The organism is Sphingomonas fucosidasi (assembly GCF_036663855.1).
Taxonomy (GTDB): domain Bacteria; phylum Pseudomonadota; class Alphaproteobacteria; order Sphingomonadales; family Sphingomonadaceae; genus Sphingomonas; species Sphingomonas faeni_B.
The window spans coordinates 193,469-210,589 of record NZ_JAXOJR010000006.1 but is presented as its reverse complement, the minus strand read 5'-3'; the positions used below and the strand labels follow the sequence as shown (position 1 = coordinate 210,589).

17 protein-coding genes are annotated in these 17,121 nt (G+C 66.3%); 5 read left to right on the top strand and 12 right to left on the bottom strand.

Going from position 1 to position 17,121, the window contains the following annotated elements; all coding sequences use genetic code 11:
* Positions 1-83 precede the first annotated feature (83 nt).
* Positions 84-407 carry an antibiotic biosynthesis monooxygenase gene (locus U1737_RS12610; protein WP_332797005.1) on the top strand — a complete coding sequence of 108 codons (324 nt, stop codon included), beginning with the start codon at positions 84-86 and terminating at the stop codon, positions 405-407.
* Positions 404-1,726 carry an MFS transporter gene (locus U1737_RS12605; protein WP_332797004.1) on the top strand — a complete coding sequence of 441 codons (1,323 nt, stop codon included), beginning with the start codon at positions 404-406 and terminating at the stop codon, positions 1,724-1,726. Before U1737_RS12610 ends, U1737_RS12605 begins: the two co-directional genes overlap by 4 nt.
* 111 nt (positions 1,727-1,837) lie before the next feature.
* Here the strand turns inward: U1737_RS12605 and U1737_RS12600 are convergent, their stop codons facing one another.
* Both U1737_RS12600 and U1737_RS12595 read right to left on the bottom strand, forming a co-directional pair.
* Positions 1,838-2,122 (bottom strand): hypothetical protein, encoded by a 285-nt coding sequence (locus U1737_RS12600; RefSeq protein ID WP_248523806.1) that lies wholly within the window; start codon positions 2,120-2,122, stop codon positions 1,838-1,840.
* A gap of 270 nt (positions 2,123-2,392) precedes the next feature.
* Positions 2,393-4,666, bottom strand: a complete 2,274-nt coding sequence (locus tag U1737_RS12595; RefSeq protein WP_248523804.1) for a CDC48 family AAA ATPase — start codon at positions 4,664-4,666, stop codon at positions 2,393-2,395.
* A 286-nt stretch (positions 4,667-4,952) separates the two neighbouring features.
* On the opposite strand from U1737_RS12595, the gene U1737_RS12590 reads away from it, so the two are divergent.
* Complete coding sequence (locus tag U1737_RS12590; protein WP_248523802.1) at positions 4,953-5,837, top strand: LysR substrate-binding domain-containing protein; 885 nt, start codon at positions 4,953-4,955, stop codon at positions 5,835-5,837.
* A 455-nt stretch (positions 5,838-6,292) separates the two neighbouring features.
* Here the strand turns inward: U1737_RS12590 and U1737_RS12585 are convergent, their stop codons facing one another.
* A complete protein-coding gene (locus tag U1737_RS12585) occupies positions 6,293-6,748 on the bottom strand; it encodes a peptidylprolyl isomerase (RefSeq protein ID WP_248523800.1) in 456 nt (151 codons plus the stop codon).
* A 109-nt stretch (positions 6,749-6,857) separates the two neighbouring features.
* Between U1737_RS12585 and mgtE the strand changes: the two genes are divergently transcribed.
* Positions 6,858-8,267 (top strand): magnesium transporter, encoded by a 1,410-nt coding sequence (mgtE, locus tag U1737_RS12580; protein ID WP_248523798.1) that lies wholly within the window; start codon positions 6,858-6,860, stop codon positions 8,265-8,267.
* A gap of 31 nt (positions 8,268-8,298) precedes the next feature.
* A complete protein-coding gene (locus U1737_RS12575) occupies positions 8,299-8,715 on the top strand; it encodes a DUF1489 family protein (protein ID WP_248523796.1) in 417 nt (138 codons plus the stop codon).
* A gap of 284 nt (positions 8,716-8,999) precedes the next feature.
* On the opposite strand, the gene U1737_RS12570 is transcribed toward U1737_RS12575, so the two are convergent.
* The 9 genes from U1737_RS12570 to U1737_RS12530 form a co-directional block, all read right to left on the bottom strand.
* Positions 9,000-9,743: a GIN domain-containing protein gene (locus tag U1737_RS12570; RefSeq protein ID WP_332797003.1), complete on the bottom strand. Its 744-nt coding sequence runs from the start codon at positions 9,741-9,743 to the stop codon at positions 9,000-9,002.
* A gap of 51 nt (positions 9,744-9,794) precedes the next feature.
* Positions 9,795-10,526: a head GIN domain-containing protein gene (locus tag U1737_RS12565; protein WP_332797002.1), complete on the bottom strand. Its 732-nt coding sequence runs from the start codon at positions 10,524-10,526 to the stop codon at positions 9,795-9,797.
* Positions 10,527-10,748: 222 nt separating this feature from the next.
* Entirely contained in the window at positions 10,749-11,111 is a 363-nt protein-coding gene (locus U1737_RS12560) for a Rap1a/Tai family immunity protein (protein ID WP_332797001.1), read from the bottom strand.
* A 27-nt stretch (positions 11,112-11,138) separates the two neighbouring features.
* On the bottom strand, positions 11,139-11,882 hold the full coding sequence (locus tag U1737_RS12555; RefSeq protein WP_248523789.1) for a hypothetical protein: 744 nt from the start codon (positions 11,880-11,882) through the stop codon (positions 11,139-11,141).
* A gap of 84 nt (positions 11,883-11,966) precedes the next feature.
* On the bottom strand, positions 11,967-12,278 hold the full coding sequence (locus U1737_RS12550; RefSeq protein ID WP_128454792.1) for a hypothetical protein: 312 nt from the start codon (positions 12,276-12,278) through the stop codon (positions 11,967-11,969).
* Positions 12,279-12,777: 499 nt separating this feature from the next.
* Positions 12,778-13,311, bottom strand: coding sequence for a CarD family transcriptional regulator (locus U1737_RS12545; protein ID WP_056053923.1), 534 nt, complete (start codon positions 13,309-13,311; stop codon positions 12,778-12,780).
* A gap of 203 nt (positions 13,312-13,514) precedes the next feature.
* Complete coding sequence (gene fdxA / locus U1737_RS12540; RefSeq protein WP_031393648.1) at positions 13,515-13,856, bottom strand: ferredoxin FdxA; 342 nt, start codon at positions 13,854-13,856, stop codon at positions 13,515-13,517.
* A gap of 412 nt (positions 13,857-14,268) precedes the next feature.
* Positions 14,269-14,562 carry an RNA-binding S4 domain-containing protein gene (locus U1737_RS12535; protein ID WP_132897446.1) on the bottom strand — a complete coding sequence of 98 codons (294 nt, stop codon included), beginning with the start codon at positions 14,560-14,562 and terminating at the stop codon, positions 14,269-14,271.
* 7 nt (positions 14,563-14,569) lie between these two features.
* Positions 14,570-17,062, bottom strand: coding sequence for a helicase-related protein (locus U1737_RS12530; protein WP_332797000.1), 2,493 nt, complete (start codon positions 17,060-17,062; stop codon positions 14,570-14,572).
* Positions 17,063-17,121: the final 59 nt, after the last annotated feature.

The window sequence follows — 17,121 nt, the reverse complement described above, 5'->3', positions numbered from 1 at the left end:
GAAGTGGAAGTCGTGCAGCGACAAGTGGTTCCGCCGAGCGCCAACGCCGTTGCCAAGCCTGCGGCATCGCTTAAGCACAGGCCATGCACGACGATCGAACAGGACAAGTGGCGGCCATTTTCGTGTCGTTTCGTAACGGCGCGGACATGATCGGCTATGCGGAGGCTGTGGCGGCGATGGATGCGCTCGCCACCGCGCAGCCGGGCTATCGCGGGGTCGACAGCGCACGCGAGGCGGACGGCATGGGGATCACCGTCAGCTATTGGGCGGACGACGCCGCCGCGATCGCGTGGCGCGACCACCCGGAGCACGCCGCGATTCGCGAGCGCGGGCGGGCGCTCTGGTATGATCGCTATTCGGTGACCGTCGCGCGGGTCGAGCGCGGCTATGCCTGGGTGCGGCCATGATCGGCGGAAAGATCGGCGGAGCGACCGAAGGCCCGAAGATCGACCGTCGCTTCGCGCTGATGTTCCTCGTGATGCTGACGATCGCGGCGGGCAACACCGCGCTGCAATCGGTACTGCCCGCGCTAGGTCGCTCGCTCGGGGTCGCCGACAGCGCGGTGGCGGCGGCGTTCTCGGTGTCGGCACTGCTGTGGGTGATCGCCGCGCCGTTCTGGGCGAATCGGTCGGACAAGCACGGCAGGCGGGCGATGATCCTGCTGGGCGTCGGCGGGTTCAGCGTGTCGCTCGCGCTGTGCGGCGTGTTCCTGATGGCCGGGATCAACGCGTGGATCGGCGGCACCGCGGCATTCCTCTGCTTTATCGGCGGGCGACTGATCTACGGAACGTTCGGTGCGGCTGCCCCGCCGGCGGTACAGGCGCTCGTCGCGGGCGAGACGACGCGTGAGGAACGGACCAAGGCGCTGACCCTCCTCGCCTCGGCGTTCGGGCTCGGCACCATATTGGGGCCTGCGATCGCACCGTATCTGATCCTCGGCTCGATCGGCGGGGTCGAGATCGGGCTGGCCGGCCCGGCGTTCCTGTTCGCGGTGTTCGGGGTGGCGGTGTGGATCACGGTCCGACGGATGCTGCCCGACGACAAGATCGTCGCCCCGCACGAGACGCACGGCGCGAGTTCGGCCTATCCCTCGATCGGCGGCGCCCCGACCGGCGCCTCGGTCGCCGCCGCCACCGGATCGCATGTCGAGCATGTCGGCTACACCGACCCCCGCATCCGCGCCTGGATGATCGCCGGACTGGTGATGGGTCACGCGCAGGCGATGACCGGGCAGGCGATCGGCTTCCTCGTGATCGACCGCCTCCACCTCGCCCCTGCGCTGGCGCTGGAACCGACCGGCATCGTCCTGATGATGGGCGCAGGCGCCGCGCTGCTCGCGCAATGGGGCATTATCCCGCGTCTCAACATGACTCCGCGCCAGCTCGTGCTGACCGGGCTCGTGCTGGCGGCGGCGGGCACCGCACTGACCGGCATCGCGACATCGCTCTACACGATCGCCACCGCCTATGCGCTGGCCAGCCTGGGCTTCGGTTTCACGCGACCGGGCTTCACCGCAGGCTCGTCGCTCGCGGTCGGCGCCAACGCGCAAGGCTCGGTCGCGGGCAAGGTGACGTCCATAAACGGCGCAAGCTTCGTGCTGGGCCCATCGATCGGCGTCGGGCTGTACGAGGCGCAACACTCGCTGCCGTACCTCGTCGCGGGCGCGGCATGCGTCGTGATGATCGCCTATGCCTGGGTGTCGCTGAAGGATGCCAGGGACAGTTAGAACGGATCGGCCCGAAATGCATTTCTGGCCGCACACGTCATCGTTGCGCGTGCGGCCCTCCACTCGGTCAGGCGATGCTTGTGCTTTGGTCTGCCGGCTCGCAACCGTCCGCTATTTTGCGGAAACCATGATGCAGTACAAAAGCACCGGCACGCCGATCAGCAGAATCATCAACAACAAATTCATCTGGATAAGTCGGCTCAGCCATTTCGGCCGCTGCACGGAATGCTCGTTCGCATCCGATTCCGAATAGTCTTCGACGATATCCATGTCGAACTTGTTGGAAAAGAAATGCCTTGGCCGCATCCGCAAAAAGGGCTGAGGCGAAGGAGCGTGATCGTCTATGTCCTGGCGCACCGACGGATGATCGCCGGATTTCGAGGCGGAGTCTGACATGATGTGGTTTCCGTTTTACTCGAGATCATGGGCGTGCAGAGCACGTCCCAAAGGTCAGATCGAATAAAGCCCGAACTCGAACGGCCTATAGCCGCGAGCTCGGGCTAACCACGTGCGGCGAGTTGCCCGGAATGGTCGCGGAAACGCTTATGTATCGCAGGAGCGTACATGAAAGTTACATCGGTGCGGCATGACGTAATGTCAACGTATAGCGCCGCAGACCCGTATCGCCGATGGGGTAGCCCCCCTCCGCCGGGAGGGGGGCGCTAGTCATTCCGCACTCTTAGCGGGAAAGGCGAAACCGATCGGCTGGATCGCCGTGGCGTCCTGCTTCAGGCGGGCGGCCATCTGTTCGTATTCGCGTTCGGTCTCCGGCGTCACGCTGGCGCGGGACTCCTTCAGCGCACCTTCGAAGTCGGCCATCGTCACGTCGGCCGAGTCGATCGAGCGACGCAACGCCACCAGGCCCGCGCGGCGGACAACGTCCTCCAGATCCGCACCGGAGAAACGATCCGTACGATCCGCGAGCCGATCGAGATCGACGTCCGACGCCAGCGGCATCTTCTGCGTCTGGATGCCGAGGATGCGGCGGCGGCCTGCCTTGTCCGGAACGCCGACATAGACGAGTTCATCGAACCGGCCCGGCCGCAGCAACGCCGGGTCGATCAGGTTCGGCCGGTTGGTCGCGCCGATCACGACGACCGATTGCAACTCTTCCAGCCCATCCATCTCGGCGAGGATCGTGTTGACGACGCGCTCGGTGACCTGCGGCTCGCCGGCACCCGAGCCACGCGCAGGCACCAGCGAGTCGAGTTCGTCGATGAAGATCACGCAGGGCGCAACCTGCCGTGCGCGCTGGAACAGACGGGCGATCTGCTGTTCGCTCTCGCCATACCATTTGCTCAGCAGATCGGACGATTTGGTGGCGATGAAGTTCGCCTCCGCCTCGCGCGCGACCGCCTTTGCCAGCAGCGTCTTCCCGGTGCCGGGCGGACCGTAGAGCAGGAAGCCCTTGGCCGGGCGGATGCCGAGCCGGCGGAACGCGTCGGGATTCTTCAGCGGAAGCTCGACGCCCTCCTTGAGCCGCATCTGCGCATCGTCGAGGCCGCCCACGTCTGCCCAGCGCACGGTCGGCGCCTGCACCATGACTTCGCGCATCGCCGATGGCTGGACGCGTTTGAGCGCCCCGAGGAAATCCTCGCGCGTGACCGACAATTCGTCGAGCACTTCGGGCGGGATCGTCCGCTCCTCGAGATTGAGCTTCGGCATGATCCGGCGGACCGCCTCGATCGCCGCCTCGCGAGCGAGCGCGGCGAGGTCGGCACCGACGAAGCCATAGGTGGTCCGCGCCAGTTCATCGAGGTCCACACGGTCGCCGAGCGGCATGCCGCGTGCGTGGATGCCGAGGATCTCGCGACGGCCGCGCTCGTCGGGCACGCCGACGACGATCTCACGGTCGAACCGACCCGGACGACGCAGCGCTTCGTCGATCGCCTCTGGACGGTTGGTGGCGGCGATCACGACGAGGTTCGCGCGCGACTCGAGACCGTCCATCAACGTCAGCAACTGCGCGACGAGACGCTTTTCCGCCTCGCCAGACACCTGGCCACGCTTCGGCGCGATCGAATCGATCTCGTCGATGAACACGATCGAAGGCGCTACCTTAGCCGCTTCCTCGAAGACCTCGCGGAGGCGCGACTCGGACTCGCCGTACGCCGAGCCCATGATCTCGGGGCCGTTGATCAGGAAGAACTGCGCGTCGGATTCGTTGGCGACGGCGCGCGCGAGGCGGGTCTTGCCGGTGCCGGGAGGGCCATGCAGCAACACGCCCTTGGGTGGATCGACGCCGAGCCTCTGAAACAGCTCGGGGTAACGGAGCGGCAGTTCGACCATCTCGCGCAACTGGTCGATCGTCTGCGCCATGCCGCCGATGTCGTCATAGGTGACGTCGGCACGACGCGCGGCCTGCGGCTCCTCGTATTCGGAGCGCAGTTCGATCTCGGTGTTCTCGTCGATATGCACCACGCCCTTGGGGCTGGCGGCGATCACCGCGAGGCGGATCTCCTGGAGCGCGTATGCCGGCGCGTTCATGAACTGCTGGACGTTGGGCGGCATGTTGCCGACGCGCTGGTGCCCTGCGGTCGCGACGATGTCACCTTGGCAGATCGGCCGACCGAGGAAGGTGCGCTTGAGTGCGTTGGTCGAGCCCTGGAGGCGGAGGTTCTGCTGCGCGGGGGCAAAGACGACGCGCGTCGCAGGCTTCGATTCGGCTTTCCGCACCTCAACGAAATCGCCCGAGCCTACGCCGGCGTTCGCACGCTGGAGCCCGTCGATGCGGAGGATGTCGAGACCCTCGTCCTCGGGATACGGCCCGACGGCGCGCGCGGGCGTGTTCTGCTTGCCCAGGATTTCGATCACGTCGCCTTCGCCGATCCCGAGCGTCGCCATCAATGCGCGCGGCAGATGCGCGAGGCCGCGGCCACTATCCTCGGGACGCGCATTGGCGACCTGGATTTTCCGCGTTGGGATTTCGCTGTCGGGCATGTCGACTCCATTCGAACTCGTAGCGCCTGACATAGGGCGCCGGTTCCGATGGTTCGAGGCCTTGAAATCGCCTTCCCGGATGGAAAACGCTCAAAAAAAGGGCCGGCCAATGAAGGCCAGCCCATGAAAGTTTTTAGGAGAGGATGCCTGAAAGGCGAGGTCTTTTTGCGGCGAGACGGTTCATGTTGCAAGTGCGAAGGGATCAGCTACGATTGCGCTAACTGCAATCGTATGGCTGAATGCGTCCTGCGGTCTTTGTCACACGCGTCGAGTCGAAAGAGGAATCATGCGCAGGCTGCCGCCACTGGGGGCTATCGAGGCGTTCGTGCAGGTCGCGCGGCTGGGGTCGATCAAGGCCGCGGCCGAGGATCTGGCGCTGTCGGCGCCTGCGCTCAGCCGGCGCGTGCAGAGTCTGGAGCGCTTCATCGCCAAGCCATTGTTCGCGCGCAGGCACCAGGCGATGGTGCTGAATGCGGATGGCGAGCGGTTGCTCGCACAGATCGCGCCGGTGCTCGACTCGCTGTCCGACGCGGTCGAGTCGCTGACCAGCACGACCGAGGTGCTGCGGCTGCGTCTCGGCATCCTGCCGCTATACGCGTCGCAGAAGCTGTTTCCGCGGCTCGGCGAGTTGCGCACGACGCATCCCGAACTGCATCTCGACATCGATACCGCCGCGCATCTGGTGTCGCGGCTCGGCGATGGGCTGGATGCGGTGATCGCCCTGTCGCGCGAGATCGATCCGGCCTTCTACGCGCGGCGGCTCGACCGCAATTCGGTGTACGTGATCGGTGCGCGCAGCCTGCTGGAGCGGCCGGACCCGATCACGCGACCCGAACAGCTGACAACGCTGACCGCGCTTGTCCACCGCGACATGATCGATACGTTTTCGGCGTGGCGGACCGCGGCGGGGCTCGACGATATCGAGCCGCTGGCGATCGACCATTTCGATTCGGGTGCACTGATGCTGGAGGCGGCCGCGCAGGGGCTGGGCGTTGCGTTCATGCACGCAAGCCATTTTGCGGACGCGAACGATCCGCGCCTGGTGCGGCTGTTCGATATCGAGGTCGAGAGCCCGTACAGCTACTGGTTCGTCTGCCGCCCGCGGGCGTTGCAGGCCAAGCCGGTGAAGCTGTTCCACGACTGGCTGATCCGGACGTTAGCGGAAGTCTGACCGCTACTCCCCTCCCGATTGCGGGAGGGGTCGGGGGAGGGCGTGCCTCACACACCGGACACCGGTACGTACGTCGCGCCCTCCCCTAGCCCCTCGCGCAAGCGGGAGGGGAATTATGCTTACGCAGCGCGTGCTTGTTCGCTGCTGTCCCCTGCTTCTCCTCTGTCCCCTGCTTCGCAGCTGCCCCCCTGCCCCCTGTCCGTCACCCCAGCGAACGCTGGGATATCCCAGTTGGGAAGCGGCGAGGCTCGAACCGGGAAATCCCAGCTTTCGCTGGGACGACGGGTGGCGTGTGGGGTTGAGGTCAGAGTCGGAGTTAGAAGCATTAGTGGCCTGCCGCGACACGCTTCTAACCCGAGGCGCGTCGCGGCTAAGCCGCGCCGTCGGACGGAGCGTTGCACCGCCGGCCGGCTTCAGCTGTCTCCGGCGTAGCTTCGCTACGCCGGAGACAGCCTTCAGGCAGCGCGTGCCTTGATGATCTTGCCCGGATTACGCGGCGGCTCGCCCTTCGGCAGCGCGTCGACCAGGTCCATGCCGTTCGTGACTTCGCCCCAGACGGTGTACTGCTTGTCGAGGAAGCGCGCGTCGTCGAACACGATGAAGAACTGCGAGTTCGCCGTGTCGGGCTGGTTAGTACGCGCCATCGAGCAGACGCCGCGAACATGCGGCTCGGCCGAGAATTCCGCCTTGAGGTTGGGCTTGTCCGAACCCGAGGTGCCGGTTCCGGTCGGATCGCCGCCCTGCGCCATGAAGCCCGGGATCACGCGGTGAAACACGACGCCGTCGTAGAAGCCGTCATTGGCCAGTTCGACGATCCGCTCGACGTGCTTGGGGGCCAGATCCGGCCGCAGCTTGATCGTGACATCGCCGCCTTCGAGGGTCAGCGTCAGCGTTTCGGGGGTGTCGGCCATTGTAACTTCTCCTGAATTGATGGGGCGCAGATAGGGAGCCGCACTCCGACTGGCAAATGCACGCCGGCCGGGTTAGGGCCCAAACGCGCACTTTTTAAGGGAGGCTGCCATGAGCGAACTCGAGCTTCCCGAGGTCGAAACCGAAACCCAGCCCGAGACCCAGCTCGACCGCGACGACCATTTGCGGCCCGAATTCGTGCGGGCCGTGCTCGATGCGGTCGAGGAGGGCAATGACGAAGCGGCGCGCGCGCTGGTCGAGCCGCTGCATCCGGCCGACATCGCCGATCTGTTCGAGCTGACCCCGCAGGAGGATCGCGCCGCGCTGGCACGCGCGGTCACCGACCTGCTCGGCGGCGACGTGTTCGCCGAGATGAACGATTACGTCCGCGAGGATCTGATCGATGCGCTCGAGCCGCACCAGGTCGCCGATCTCGCGTCCGAACTCGATACCGACGATGCGGTCGCGATCATCGAGGACATGGACGAGGACGAGCAGCGCGCGGTTCTGCGCGCGCTCGATCCCGACGATCGCGCCGCGATCGAGGAGGCGCTGAGCTACGCCGAGGAATCCGCCGGCCGCCTGATGCAGCGCGAGCTGATCGCTGTCCCCGAGCATTGGACGGTCGGCGACGCGATCGATTACCTGCGCGGGCATGAGGAACTGACGACCGATTTCTGGGAAATCTTCGTCGTCGATCCCGCGCACAAGCCGATCGGCACGTGCCAATTGTCGTGGATGCTGCGTACCCCGCGCGGGATCGCGATCGCCGACGTGATGAAGCGCGAGCAGACTCTGATCCCGGTCGACATGGATCAGGAGGAAGTCGCGCTGCGCTTCCAGAAATACGCGCTGATCTCCGCCGCGGTCGTCGATCACGGCGGCCGGCTGGTCGGCATGATCACGGTCGACGACATCGTCCACATCATCTCCGAAGAGGCGGGCGAGGATTCGCTGCGGCTGGCCGGTGCAGGCGATGGCGACATCAACGAGCCGATCCGGCTGACGGTGCGGACGCGGTTCACGTGGCTGGTGGTCAATCTCGGCACCGCGATGGTCGCGTCGTCCGTCGTCGGGCTGTTCCAGGGAACGATCGCGAGCTTTGCGCTGCTAGCGGTGCTGATGCCGATCGTCTCGGGGATGGGCGGCAATGCCGGCACGCAGACGCTGGCGGTGGTGGTGCGTGCGCTCGCGACCAACCAGCTGACGAGCTCGAATACCGCGCGCATGATCGGGCGCGAGTTCAGGATCGCCGCCGCCAATGGCGTGATGCTGGGGACGCTGATCGGCTTCGGCACGTATGTGATCTTCCACAACCAGAATTTGTCGATCGTGATCGCGGCGGCGATGCTGACCAACAACCTCGTCGCGGGGCTCAGCGGCGTGCTGGTGCCGGTGACGCTCGACAAGTTCCGGATCGATCCGGCGGTGTCGTCGGCGGTGTTCGTGACGACGATGACCGATACGATGGGGTTCTTCTCGTTCCTCGGGCTGGCGTCATTATGGGGTCTGCACGGTTGATCGGGGCAGTTTAAGACCCATTTCCAACGCCATGCCGCTCCACCTCACCAAAGTCGCGTTCGGCGCGGACAGCGTCGACCACCTCGCCGAGCGGCTCCGCCTGCGCGGCCAGGAGGGGCCGGTGTTCCTGACCACGCGCTATCTGCCGAAACGGCACGAGGAGGTGGCAGGGCCCGTTGGTGAGGGGGGTTCGATGTTCTGGATCCTGAAGCACCAGCTGATCGCGCGCTCGCCGATCCTCGGCTTCGGCGAAGCGGAAGGCGGCCGCGTCGCGATCCACATCGATCCGACGCTGGTGCTGGTCCAGGCCCGCCCCAAGCGCGCGCACCAGGGGTGGCGGTATCTGGAGGGGGCTGATGCGCCGCTCGATCTGGGCGGTGACGCGACCGGGCTGGATGTCATGCCGCCGGCGTTGATGACGAAGCTGGCGGAACTGGCGCTGATCTGAGGGGGCGGGTTACTTTTCGCGCCGATGACCTGCCGTTTAGCCGTCATGCCGACCCTTAGATGGTTTCGGGAAAGGCGGTCCCGGCATTCACCCAAATTCCGTCATCCCAGCTAAAGCTGGGATATCACCGTGTGGCAGGCGTCACCTGCCCCGCGGGATACCCCAGCTTTAGCTGGGGTGACGGATTTGAGGGGAATGCGGATACATACGGGTTGGGTCTGCCACGCAGAAGCCGATCTGTAAAAGCGGGCGAGAATAGGTTGGCAACCTCGCCCCTGTTTCCCTCAGGGAGCGGATCCTGCCGACCCTGCGGCCCTCGCCACGCCACACACCACCGGTCCACCAGCCGTCGCATCGACCCGGCACTTGGCATTGCCCGCGACCGTCACCGTCCCCAGCCCGCTGTTCGTCACCTGCGCCGTGTACCGCGCCGCCGCCTTCACCTCGCCGACGCCATCCAGATGCACGGTCAGGTCGTCGACCACCAGCCCCGACGCGTCCATCGCGCCCGGCCCGCTCGTCACCAGCCGGGCGCGCGCCGCGCGGCCGGCGAGGGTCATCTGGCCGGTACCGATCAGCGTCGCGTTCAACTGGTCGGTGTCGGCCGCCGCGACCGACAGGCTGCCGTTACCGCTGACCGTGACGTCGACCCGCATCCCGCGCATCCTGGCGATCGTCAGCCGCCCGCCGGCTGCGACGCTGGCCGAGGTCAGTCCGGGCGTCGACAGCGTGATCACGAGCGGCCCCAAGCCTCTGGTGCGCGGCTGTTCGCCCCAGCCGCCGGTGCCCTTGCGGACCGACAGCGTCGTCCCGTCGACGCGAACCGCCACGGTTTCGGTCATGCGGGAATCGCCGGTGATTGTCGCGCGCGGCGAGCCGATCGCGACGCGCACCTCGAACGGCCCCTCGACGCGGACCCGGTCGAAACTGCCGACCGAGACCGTCCGGCTGGACCCGGATTCTTGGGCGGATCCTTGCGCGAACGCCGGCGAGGACAGGAGCAGCAGTGGCGCGAGCAGGTATCTCATGCCCGCGACCGTCGCCGCTCCCGCCGATCTTCGCAAGCCGTCCCGCGCAAGTCAGCTTCCGCAGCGGACGCTCCCGGAGCCCATCTTGGAAACCGTGCAGCGCGAACGCGGCCCGAGATCGACGTCGCCCGAGCCCATCATATCGACCTTGGCCGGGCCGTCGACGACCGCGCGGACGCTGCCAGAACCAGCGATCTCGACCTTCGCGGACTTCGCCTGGAGCTTCGACGCCTCGACATTGCCCGAGCCGGCGATCTCGACGCTCAGATCGCGTGCGGACCCGCTGGCGCGTGCGGTACCGGAGCCCGCGATCGAGAATTTCGCCGATTCCACCTGCACCGCGGCGATCGTCAGGTTGCCCGACCCTGCGATCCCGCCTTCGAACGCGCTGCCGTCGACCCGGTCCACCGCCATGTTGCCGGAGCCCGAGACGTTCGCCTCGGTCAGCCGCGGCAGCGTGACGTACACCTTGACGTTCGCCCCCTTACTCCAGCCGAAGCCCGTGCCGTTCTTGCGACCGATGTCGAGCGTGTCGCCGTCGCGCTCGATCCGGAGCCGGTCGAGCTGCTCGCTCGGCCCCTCGGCGCGGACCGAGAAGCCGGTGCCGACGCGGACGTCGACATCGTCCGACCCGCGCAGGTCGATCTGGTCGAAATCGGTGACCTGGAAGGTGCGGGTCGTGCCCGACCCCGCCGCGGCGACCCCGGATCCCTCCTTGTCGTCGTTCCAGCTGAACGAGCAGGCGGCGAGAGGTATGATCAGCCCGAGCGCAAGAAAGTTCATCGCATCCTCCTGTGTATTGTTTGAGCAATACACCTGATCGAAAGCGCTGCAAAGCGAAATTACGGGGGCGGCGGATGTGTGGCCCGTGGAATCCTCCCCCGCAAGGGGGAGGTGTCGCCGAAGGTGACGGAGGGGGAGGACACGGAACAGGGATTTCGCTTGCCTCCCCCTCCGTCTGGCAAGGGCCAGCCACCTCCCCCTGGCGGGGGAGGATTACAAATATCAGCGCCTCTTGCAGGGATAGGCGTCGCGAAGGGCGTCGCGGACGACGAAGGAGGGCGCGCCGGTGCCGGTCTTCTTGGCCCGTGCGCGGAGATACTTCCGCACCGCCGCTGCGACCTCGATGTTCGAGGCGCGGGCCGGGAACGGGCAGATGTCGCCCGCCAAGGACAGCGCGTCGAATTCGCCGAGGATGTAGCCGGTGCAGAAATTGGCGGTCGGATCGCTGTCCTTGCCCCGGCAATATTCGAGCAGCTGCTGGGTCGTTAGCGAACTCACCACGACCGCTCGATCGCGTGTTCGATCAGCGGGGCGATCAGCGGATCCGGCAGCCGCGGCGGCTCCGGCAAGCATCAGTAAAATCATGACGTTTCCTCTGCGCCGGACAGCGCCCTAGCTGCCGACTGCGGCGCTGACATACGGCAACAGGCGCACGCGTGGGAACACGTCGTCGAGCGATTTGGTGTCGGGCAGGATATAGACGATGCCGCCCTTCTTCTGGAACTGTGGCGTAAGCGTCCGGGTGTAGAATTTGGTGCCGACGTTGATGCAGCCGAAGCTGATGCGGTTGTCGTCCGGCGTTGGCGACAACAGCCTGTCGACCCGGTGCTCGCTCTTGTGCGTGGTGATCACCGCGTGGATCGCGACCGAATTGGCATAATCGACCCAGATCACGCGCTGGTGACCGAAGGCGCGGCCGAACTTCGAGACGAACCGCCCCGCCGGCGTGGTCCGCTCGGCCGGACCGATATCGGCAAGGTCCTTCGCACCGACGCCCGGCGAGGAATCATCCCCCACGCCGACGCCGAGCAGAACGGGCGCCTGACCGAGAAACTCGCCCGTCGCGCTGAACAACAGCAACGATGCCGCCTGCTTGTCGATGACGACATAGGGCAGCCCGGCATTGTCGTGCTCGGCCGCGATCCAGGCGATCACGCGACTCGCCGGCTCCGATTGCGCCGGAAGGAGCAGCGGGGCCGTCTCGACCGCCTTGGCGGCCTTGGTGCGGGACCGCTTCGGAACCTTGGCCTTGCGCGACTTGGTGGCGACGGCGGCCTTGCTTGCCGCCCCACTCCTCGTCTCGCCGGCCGACGCGGCCTGCGGTGCGACGAACGCAAGCACGAGTCCTAAGCCCATGCCCATGTGGCACGCACGGCGAAACAGCCCCCCGGATATCGTCCGGCGAGGCTGTCCGTCGATGCTGACATTAGCGAAGATGGCTTAGCCGCGCGGCTTGCGCTGGCGCTGCTGGGCCTGCATCTGCATCTGCTGGTCGAGGCCATCGACGCGGCCGTTGAGCTGGTCGATACGCTGGCCGTTCTGCTGCGACTGGCCGGCGGCGGCCTGTGCCTGGGCGAGTGCCTGGCCGGAGGTGCCTTCGACGGTCCGCAGGCGGCCGTCCATGCCGTCGATCCGCGTGTTGACCACGGCGATCTGATCGCGGACGAAGCCCTTCGTCGCGCAACCGCTCAGGCCGACCCCGGCGATGAGGATCAGGGCGACCGTCGGGTATTTCGGGAGATTCGTACGCATAGACTTAACCTTTCCAAACATGGATGGCGTCAGTCAGCGGAGAGTCGAGGCAATGACAATCGATATCCGGCGAGACGGTCGCTCCGTCCGGCGAGACGTTCAGCCGGTAGGGCGAGACTTGTCCGACGATGGAGTCTGCGACTGAATTTTGCGTGTAACGATCGTGCCGGTCGCTTTCTTGATCGATGGCAAGCTTACGTTCAGATTAGCGGAATCAGCCAAACTTAACGCAGGATATACTTGAGGTACTTGCACCAGCCCCGCGAAGGACGGGGATGGTCGTGGAGAGTGCCACCTTTCGATCCTCCCCCGCCAGGGGGAGGTGGCTGGCGCTTGCCAGACGGAGGGGGCGGCAAGGGCTACGTAGGTTCCGTGCCCTCCCCCTCCGTCACCTTCGGTGCCAACTCCCCCTGGCGGGGGAGGATCGTTGAGTTCGGTGCAAAACGAAAAAGGGCGGCCCCGTGGGACCGCCCTTTCGTCTCGGCAAAGCGCCCGGCGGTTACGCCGGCACCTTGTCCTTGTTATAGATCGCCGCGGCCGCGCGGAGGATGTCGAGGATCTTCTCCTGCGCCTTGGGCTCGTCGAGTTCTTCCATCGCCGCCAGTTCGCGAGCGAGGCGGCTGGTCGCGCCTTCGAAGATCTGGCGCTCGGAATAGCTCTGCTCGGGCTGGTCGTCGGCGCGGAACAGGTCGCGGACCACTTCGGCGATCGACACGAGGTCGCCCGAGTTGATCTTCGCTTCATATTCCTGCGCACGGCGCGACCACATGGTGCGCTTGACCTTGGGCTTGCCCTTGAGCGTGTCCATCGCCTCGCGCATCGTCTTGTCGGACGACAGCTTGCGCATGCCGACGCTTTCGGCCTTGTTGGTCGGCACGCGGAGCGTCATGCGCTCCTTCTCGAACCGGAGGACGTAGAGTTCCAGTGTCATGCCGGCGATTTCCGAGCGCTGGAGCTCGATCACACGGCCGACCCCGTGCTTGGGATAAACGACGAAATCACCGACATCGAAGGACAGTGCCTTGGCAGCCATTTGGGGCCTTTCCGGATCAGGCCTCCACGCGACGCCTCGACGAAGGACTCGTCGCTGCTGCATCGGGGGGAGGGATAGGTCTACACGTCAAGCGGATGACGTAGATCATCGCGCCCGTCGCGGCCTCTTCTAGCAGCTTTGCAACAAAATTACCAGCCGAACGTGGCAGGCGGCTTGCCCTTTTCGGGATTCGCCGCCTCTTATCAGTCGCCTGCGCCGGGTTCGGGTGAGAAATACTTATCGAACTTGCCCTCGACACCCTTCATCGCGTCGGCATCCGGCGGGGTCTGGTTGTCGTTGCGCGTGACGTTGGGCCATTGCGCCGAGAAGGTCGTGTTCAGCTCGAGCCACTGCTCCAGCCCGCTCTCGGTGTCGGGCAGGATCGCCTCGGCGGGGCATTCGGGCTCGCACACGCCGCAGTCGATGCATTCGCTGGGATTGATCACCAGCATGTTCTCGCCTTCGTAGAAGCAGTCGACCGGGCACACTTCCACGCAGTCCATGTACTTGCAGCGGATGCAGGCATCGGTGACGACGTAGGTCATTGCAGAACTCCTGGGCCGGATTCCTTTCCGGCGACGAACGCGCCAGCGACTATGCGCGCACGCCCGTCGCGTCAATCATAGCAAGCCTTCTGCGAGACGTTATCAGGCTTTGTCGCTCTCGTATTCTTCCCCGCCAGAGGGAGGTGGCTGGCACTTGCCAGACGGAGGGGGAGGACACGCAACGGCGGTGATCGCCTACCTCTCTCTACGTCACCCCCCTTGCAGGAAAGGATATCAAGGCCGGCGTTGGCCGAGGTGCGGCGAGAACCACTCCGTCACCCCGGACTGGTTCCGGGGTCCACGGTCCCGCGAACCAAACTCTATCGAATGTGCGGCACCGTGGATGCCGGAACGAGCCCGGCATGACGAACTACGAGGTACGCCTGTCGTTCGAGACCGATCGAGACCCGGGTTATTCCGAGGCAGGATCACGAACGGTGCCGGCAGGCGTCCGTCCAGCAATCAAATCCTGATAACACCCTTGAGCCTCGGGCGCCGGCCCACGCCGCGCCGGCAAAGCCTCGACCCGGATCACCCGCACCCGCTCCTCAACCGCAAACGTCAGCACATTCCCAACCCGCACCGGGCAATGCGCACGATCGATCGGGCGCCCATCAATGCGGAGGTGGCCCCGCTCGGCGATCGCCTGCGCGGCGCTCCGCGTCTTGGCCAGCCGCACAAACCACAGGAACCGATCGATCCGCATCGCGCCTTCAACCATGGCGGACCAGTGCAGCGAGTCCGGCAAAGGCGTTCTGCCGCGACGGATCGATCGGCGTCGGCGCCACGGCACGTGCCGGCGGACGCCCGCGCCAGACCCACCTCGGCGCATCCCCCGCCAGCGCCTTGAACCCGAGTTCGGCCATCAACCGCTCCAGCGATGCCGGATCGACGCCGATCGAGGTGGCCAGCGCCGGATCTGGCGCAAACGGCGTCCGTCCCTGCCGCGAATCGTGCGCCGCCCGCGCGATCCGCTCGATCAGGTCGACCCGCACCGCCTGCAGCCCGAGCGGACGGAACCCCGCCTCAAGAACCGCTCCATCGCTGCCACGCGCCAGCACCGTAGCGCCATCACGCGGAGCGGTGATCGTCACCCCGCGAGCCGCCGCGAGGATACGCCGCCACCGCGCCGACTCGGGCTTGAGCAACCGCGCATCGAACAGATCGAGCGCCCCGACCGTGATCCCGATCTTGCGCAACCGCTTGCGCTCCTCGGGATCGATCGCGTCGAGCGCGAGCCGCATCGGCAACCGTGGCAGGATCCCGCCGGCCTCCTCGATCGCACTGGCAACCGCCCGCAACGCCGGCGTGGCGTTGGGATCGCGGCTCACCTCAGCGAGATGGACCAGCACCGCGATCCGCCGCTTCAGCATCGCGCCAAGCCAAAGCGCCAGCCGCGCCTCAATCCGATCGCGCGCCGGCTTGTCGAGGCAGTCGAGCGACCGATCGAGCACCAGTTTCGGCCGAGCGAACGACGGCCCCGCCGCCAGCCGAGCCACCGCATGCCCCGCCCAGATCACCTGCGCCGCATCGTCGAGCGCGATATCCGCGTCCGGCGCATCGACCAGCGACTGCCCACGCCGCGAGCGCTCGCCGGTCAGCCGCTTTTCCGCCGCCGCCAGCAACAGCCGCTTATCGCTCGCCCGCGCATCCGCCGCCACCGTGAACCGGAACCCGTCGAGGCGACCGATCGGATGATCCTCGACCATCACCTCGCCCTCGGGACCGATCACCACCGGCAGCGCGCCTGCATCCGCGCCGATCTGGCGCATCAACGCGGTCGTACGCTTGTCGACGAACCGCTGCGTCAGGCTGGCATGCAGCGCATCCGACAGCCGCTCCTCCAGCGCCGCCGTGCGTGCGGCCCAGAGCGTAGGCTCGGCCAGCCAGTCGGCGCGCTGTGCGATATACGCCCAGATCCGCGTCGCCGCGATCCGCCCGGCAATGACCGGCACGTCGCCCGCCACCGTATCGAGCCGTGCGATCTCGTCCGCGAACCACTGGTGCGGGATATGCCCGCGCCCCTCGCTCAGATGCCCGAACACCCGCGACACGAACCGCGCATGCGGATCGAGCCCGACCTTGCGGAAATCGGGCAGACCACACGCCGCCCACAACCGCGCGACCATCGCCGGATGCCGCGCCCGCTCGCGCACCCAACCCTCCTCCGCCAACCGCTTCAATACGCCGAGATCGAGCGCTTGTGGCGCAGCGCGCAGGACACCGGCGGGCGGACGCGCTTCGAGACTGGCCACCAGGGCGTCGATGCTGGAGAAATCGGGCTCGCCCTGCCGCCAATAGAGGCTTTCGAGGCGCGGAAACCGATGCTCCTCGATCGCCAGCACTTCCTCAGGCAGGAACGCGCCGGGGCCATCGTCCGACAGCGCGCCGAACGTGCCGTCGCGCTGGTGTCGCCCCGCACGCCCCGCGATCTGCGCCATCTCCGCCACCGTCAGCCGACGCTGGCGCTTGCCGTCGAACTTGTTGAGACTGGCGAACGCGACATGCGCGACGTCCATGTTGAGCCCCATCCCGATCGCATCGGTGGCGACCAGATAATCGACCTCGCCCGCCTGAAACATCGCCACCTGCGCATTGCGGGTCCGAGGGCTGAGCGCCCCCATCACGACCGCGGCACCACCGCGCAGACGCCGCAACATCTCGGCGACCGCGTACACTTCCTCCGCCGAGAACGCGACGATCGCCGACCGCTTCGGCAGCCGGCTGATCTTCTTCGCGCCTGCATAGGTCAGCGTCGAGAAGCGCGGCCGGTTGACGATCTCCGCGTCGGGAACGAGCTTCTTGATCATCGGCCGCAACGCCTCCGAGCCGAGGATCATCGTCTCCTCCCGTCCCCGCGCGCGGAGCAATCGGTCAGTGAAAACGTGACCGCGCTCCGGATCGGCGCCCAGTTGCGCTTCGTCGATCCCGACAAAGGCAACGTCGCGAGCGGGCATCGATTCGGCGGTACACAGGAACCAGCGTGCATCGGGCGGCACGATCTTCTCTTCGCCGGTCACCAGCGCAACGCGGTTAGCGCCCTTGATCGCGACCACCCGGTCGTAAACCTCGCGCGCAAGCAGTCTCAGCGGAAAGCCGATCATGCCACTGGAATGCGCGCACATCCGCTCGATCGCGAGGTGCGTCTTGCCCGTGTTGGTCGGGCCGAGGACCGCGGTCACGCCAGCGGAGACATCGTCGCTCATGGCCGACAACATCGGGGGTAAAGCGGGCGTGCGCAATGACCTGCGCGCAATTGCGTCGC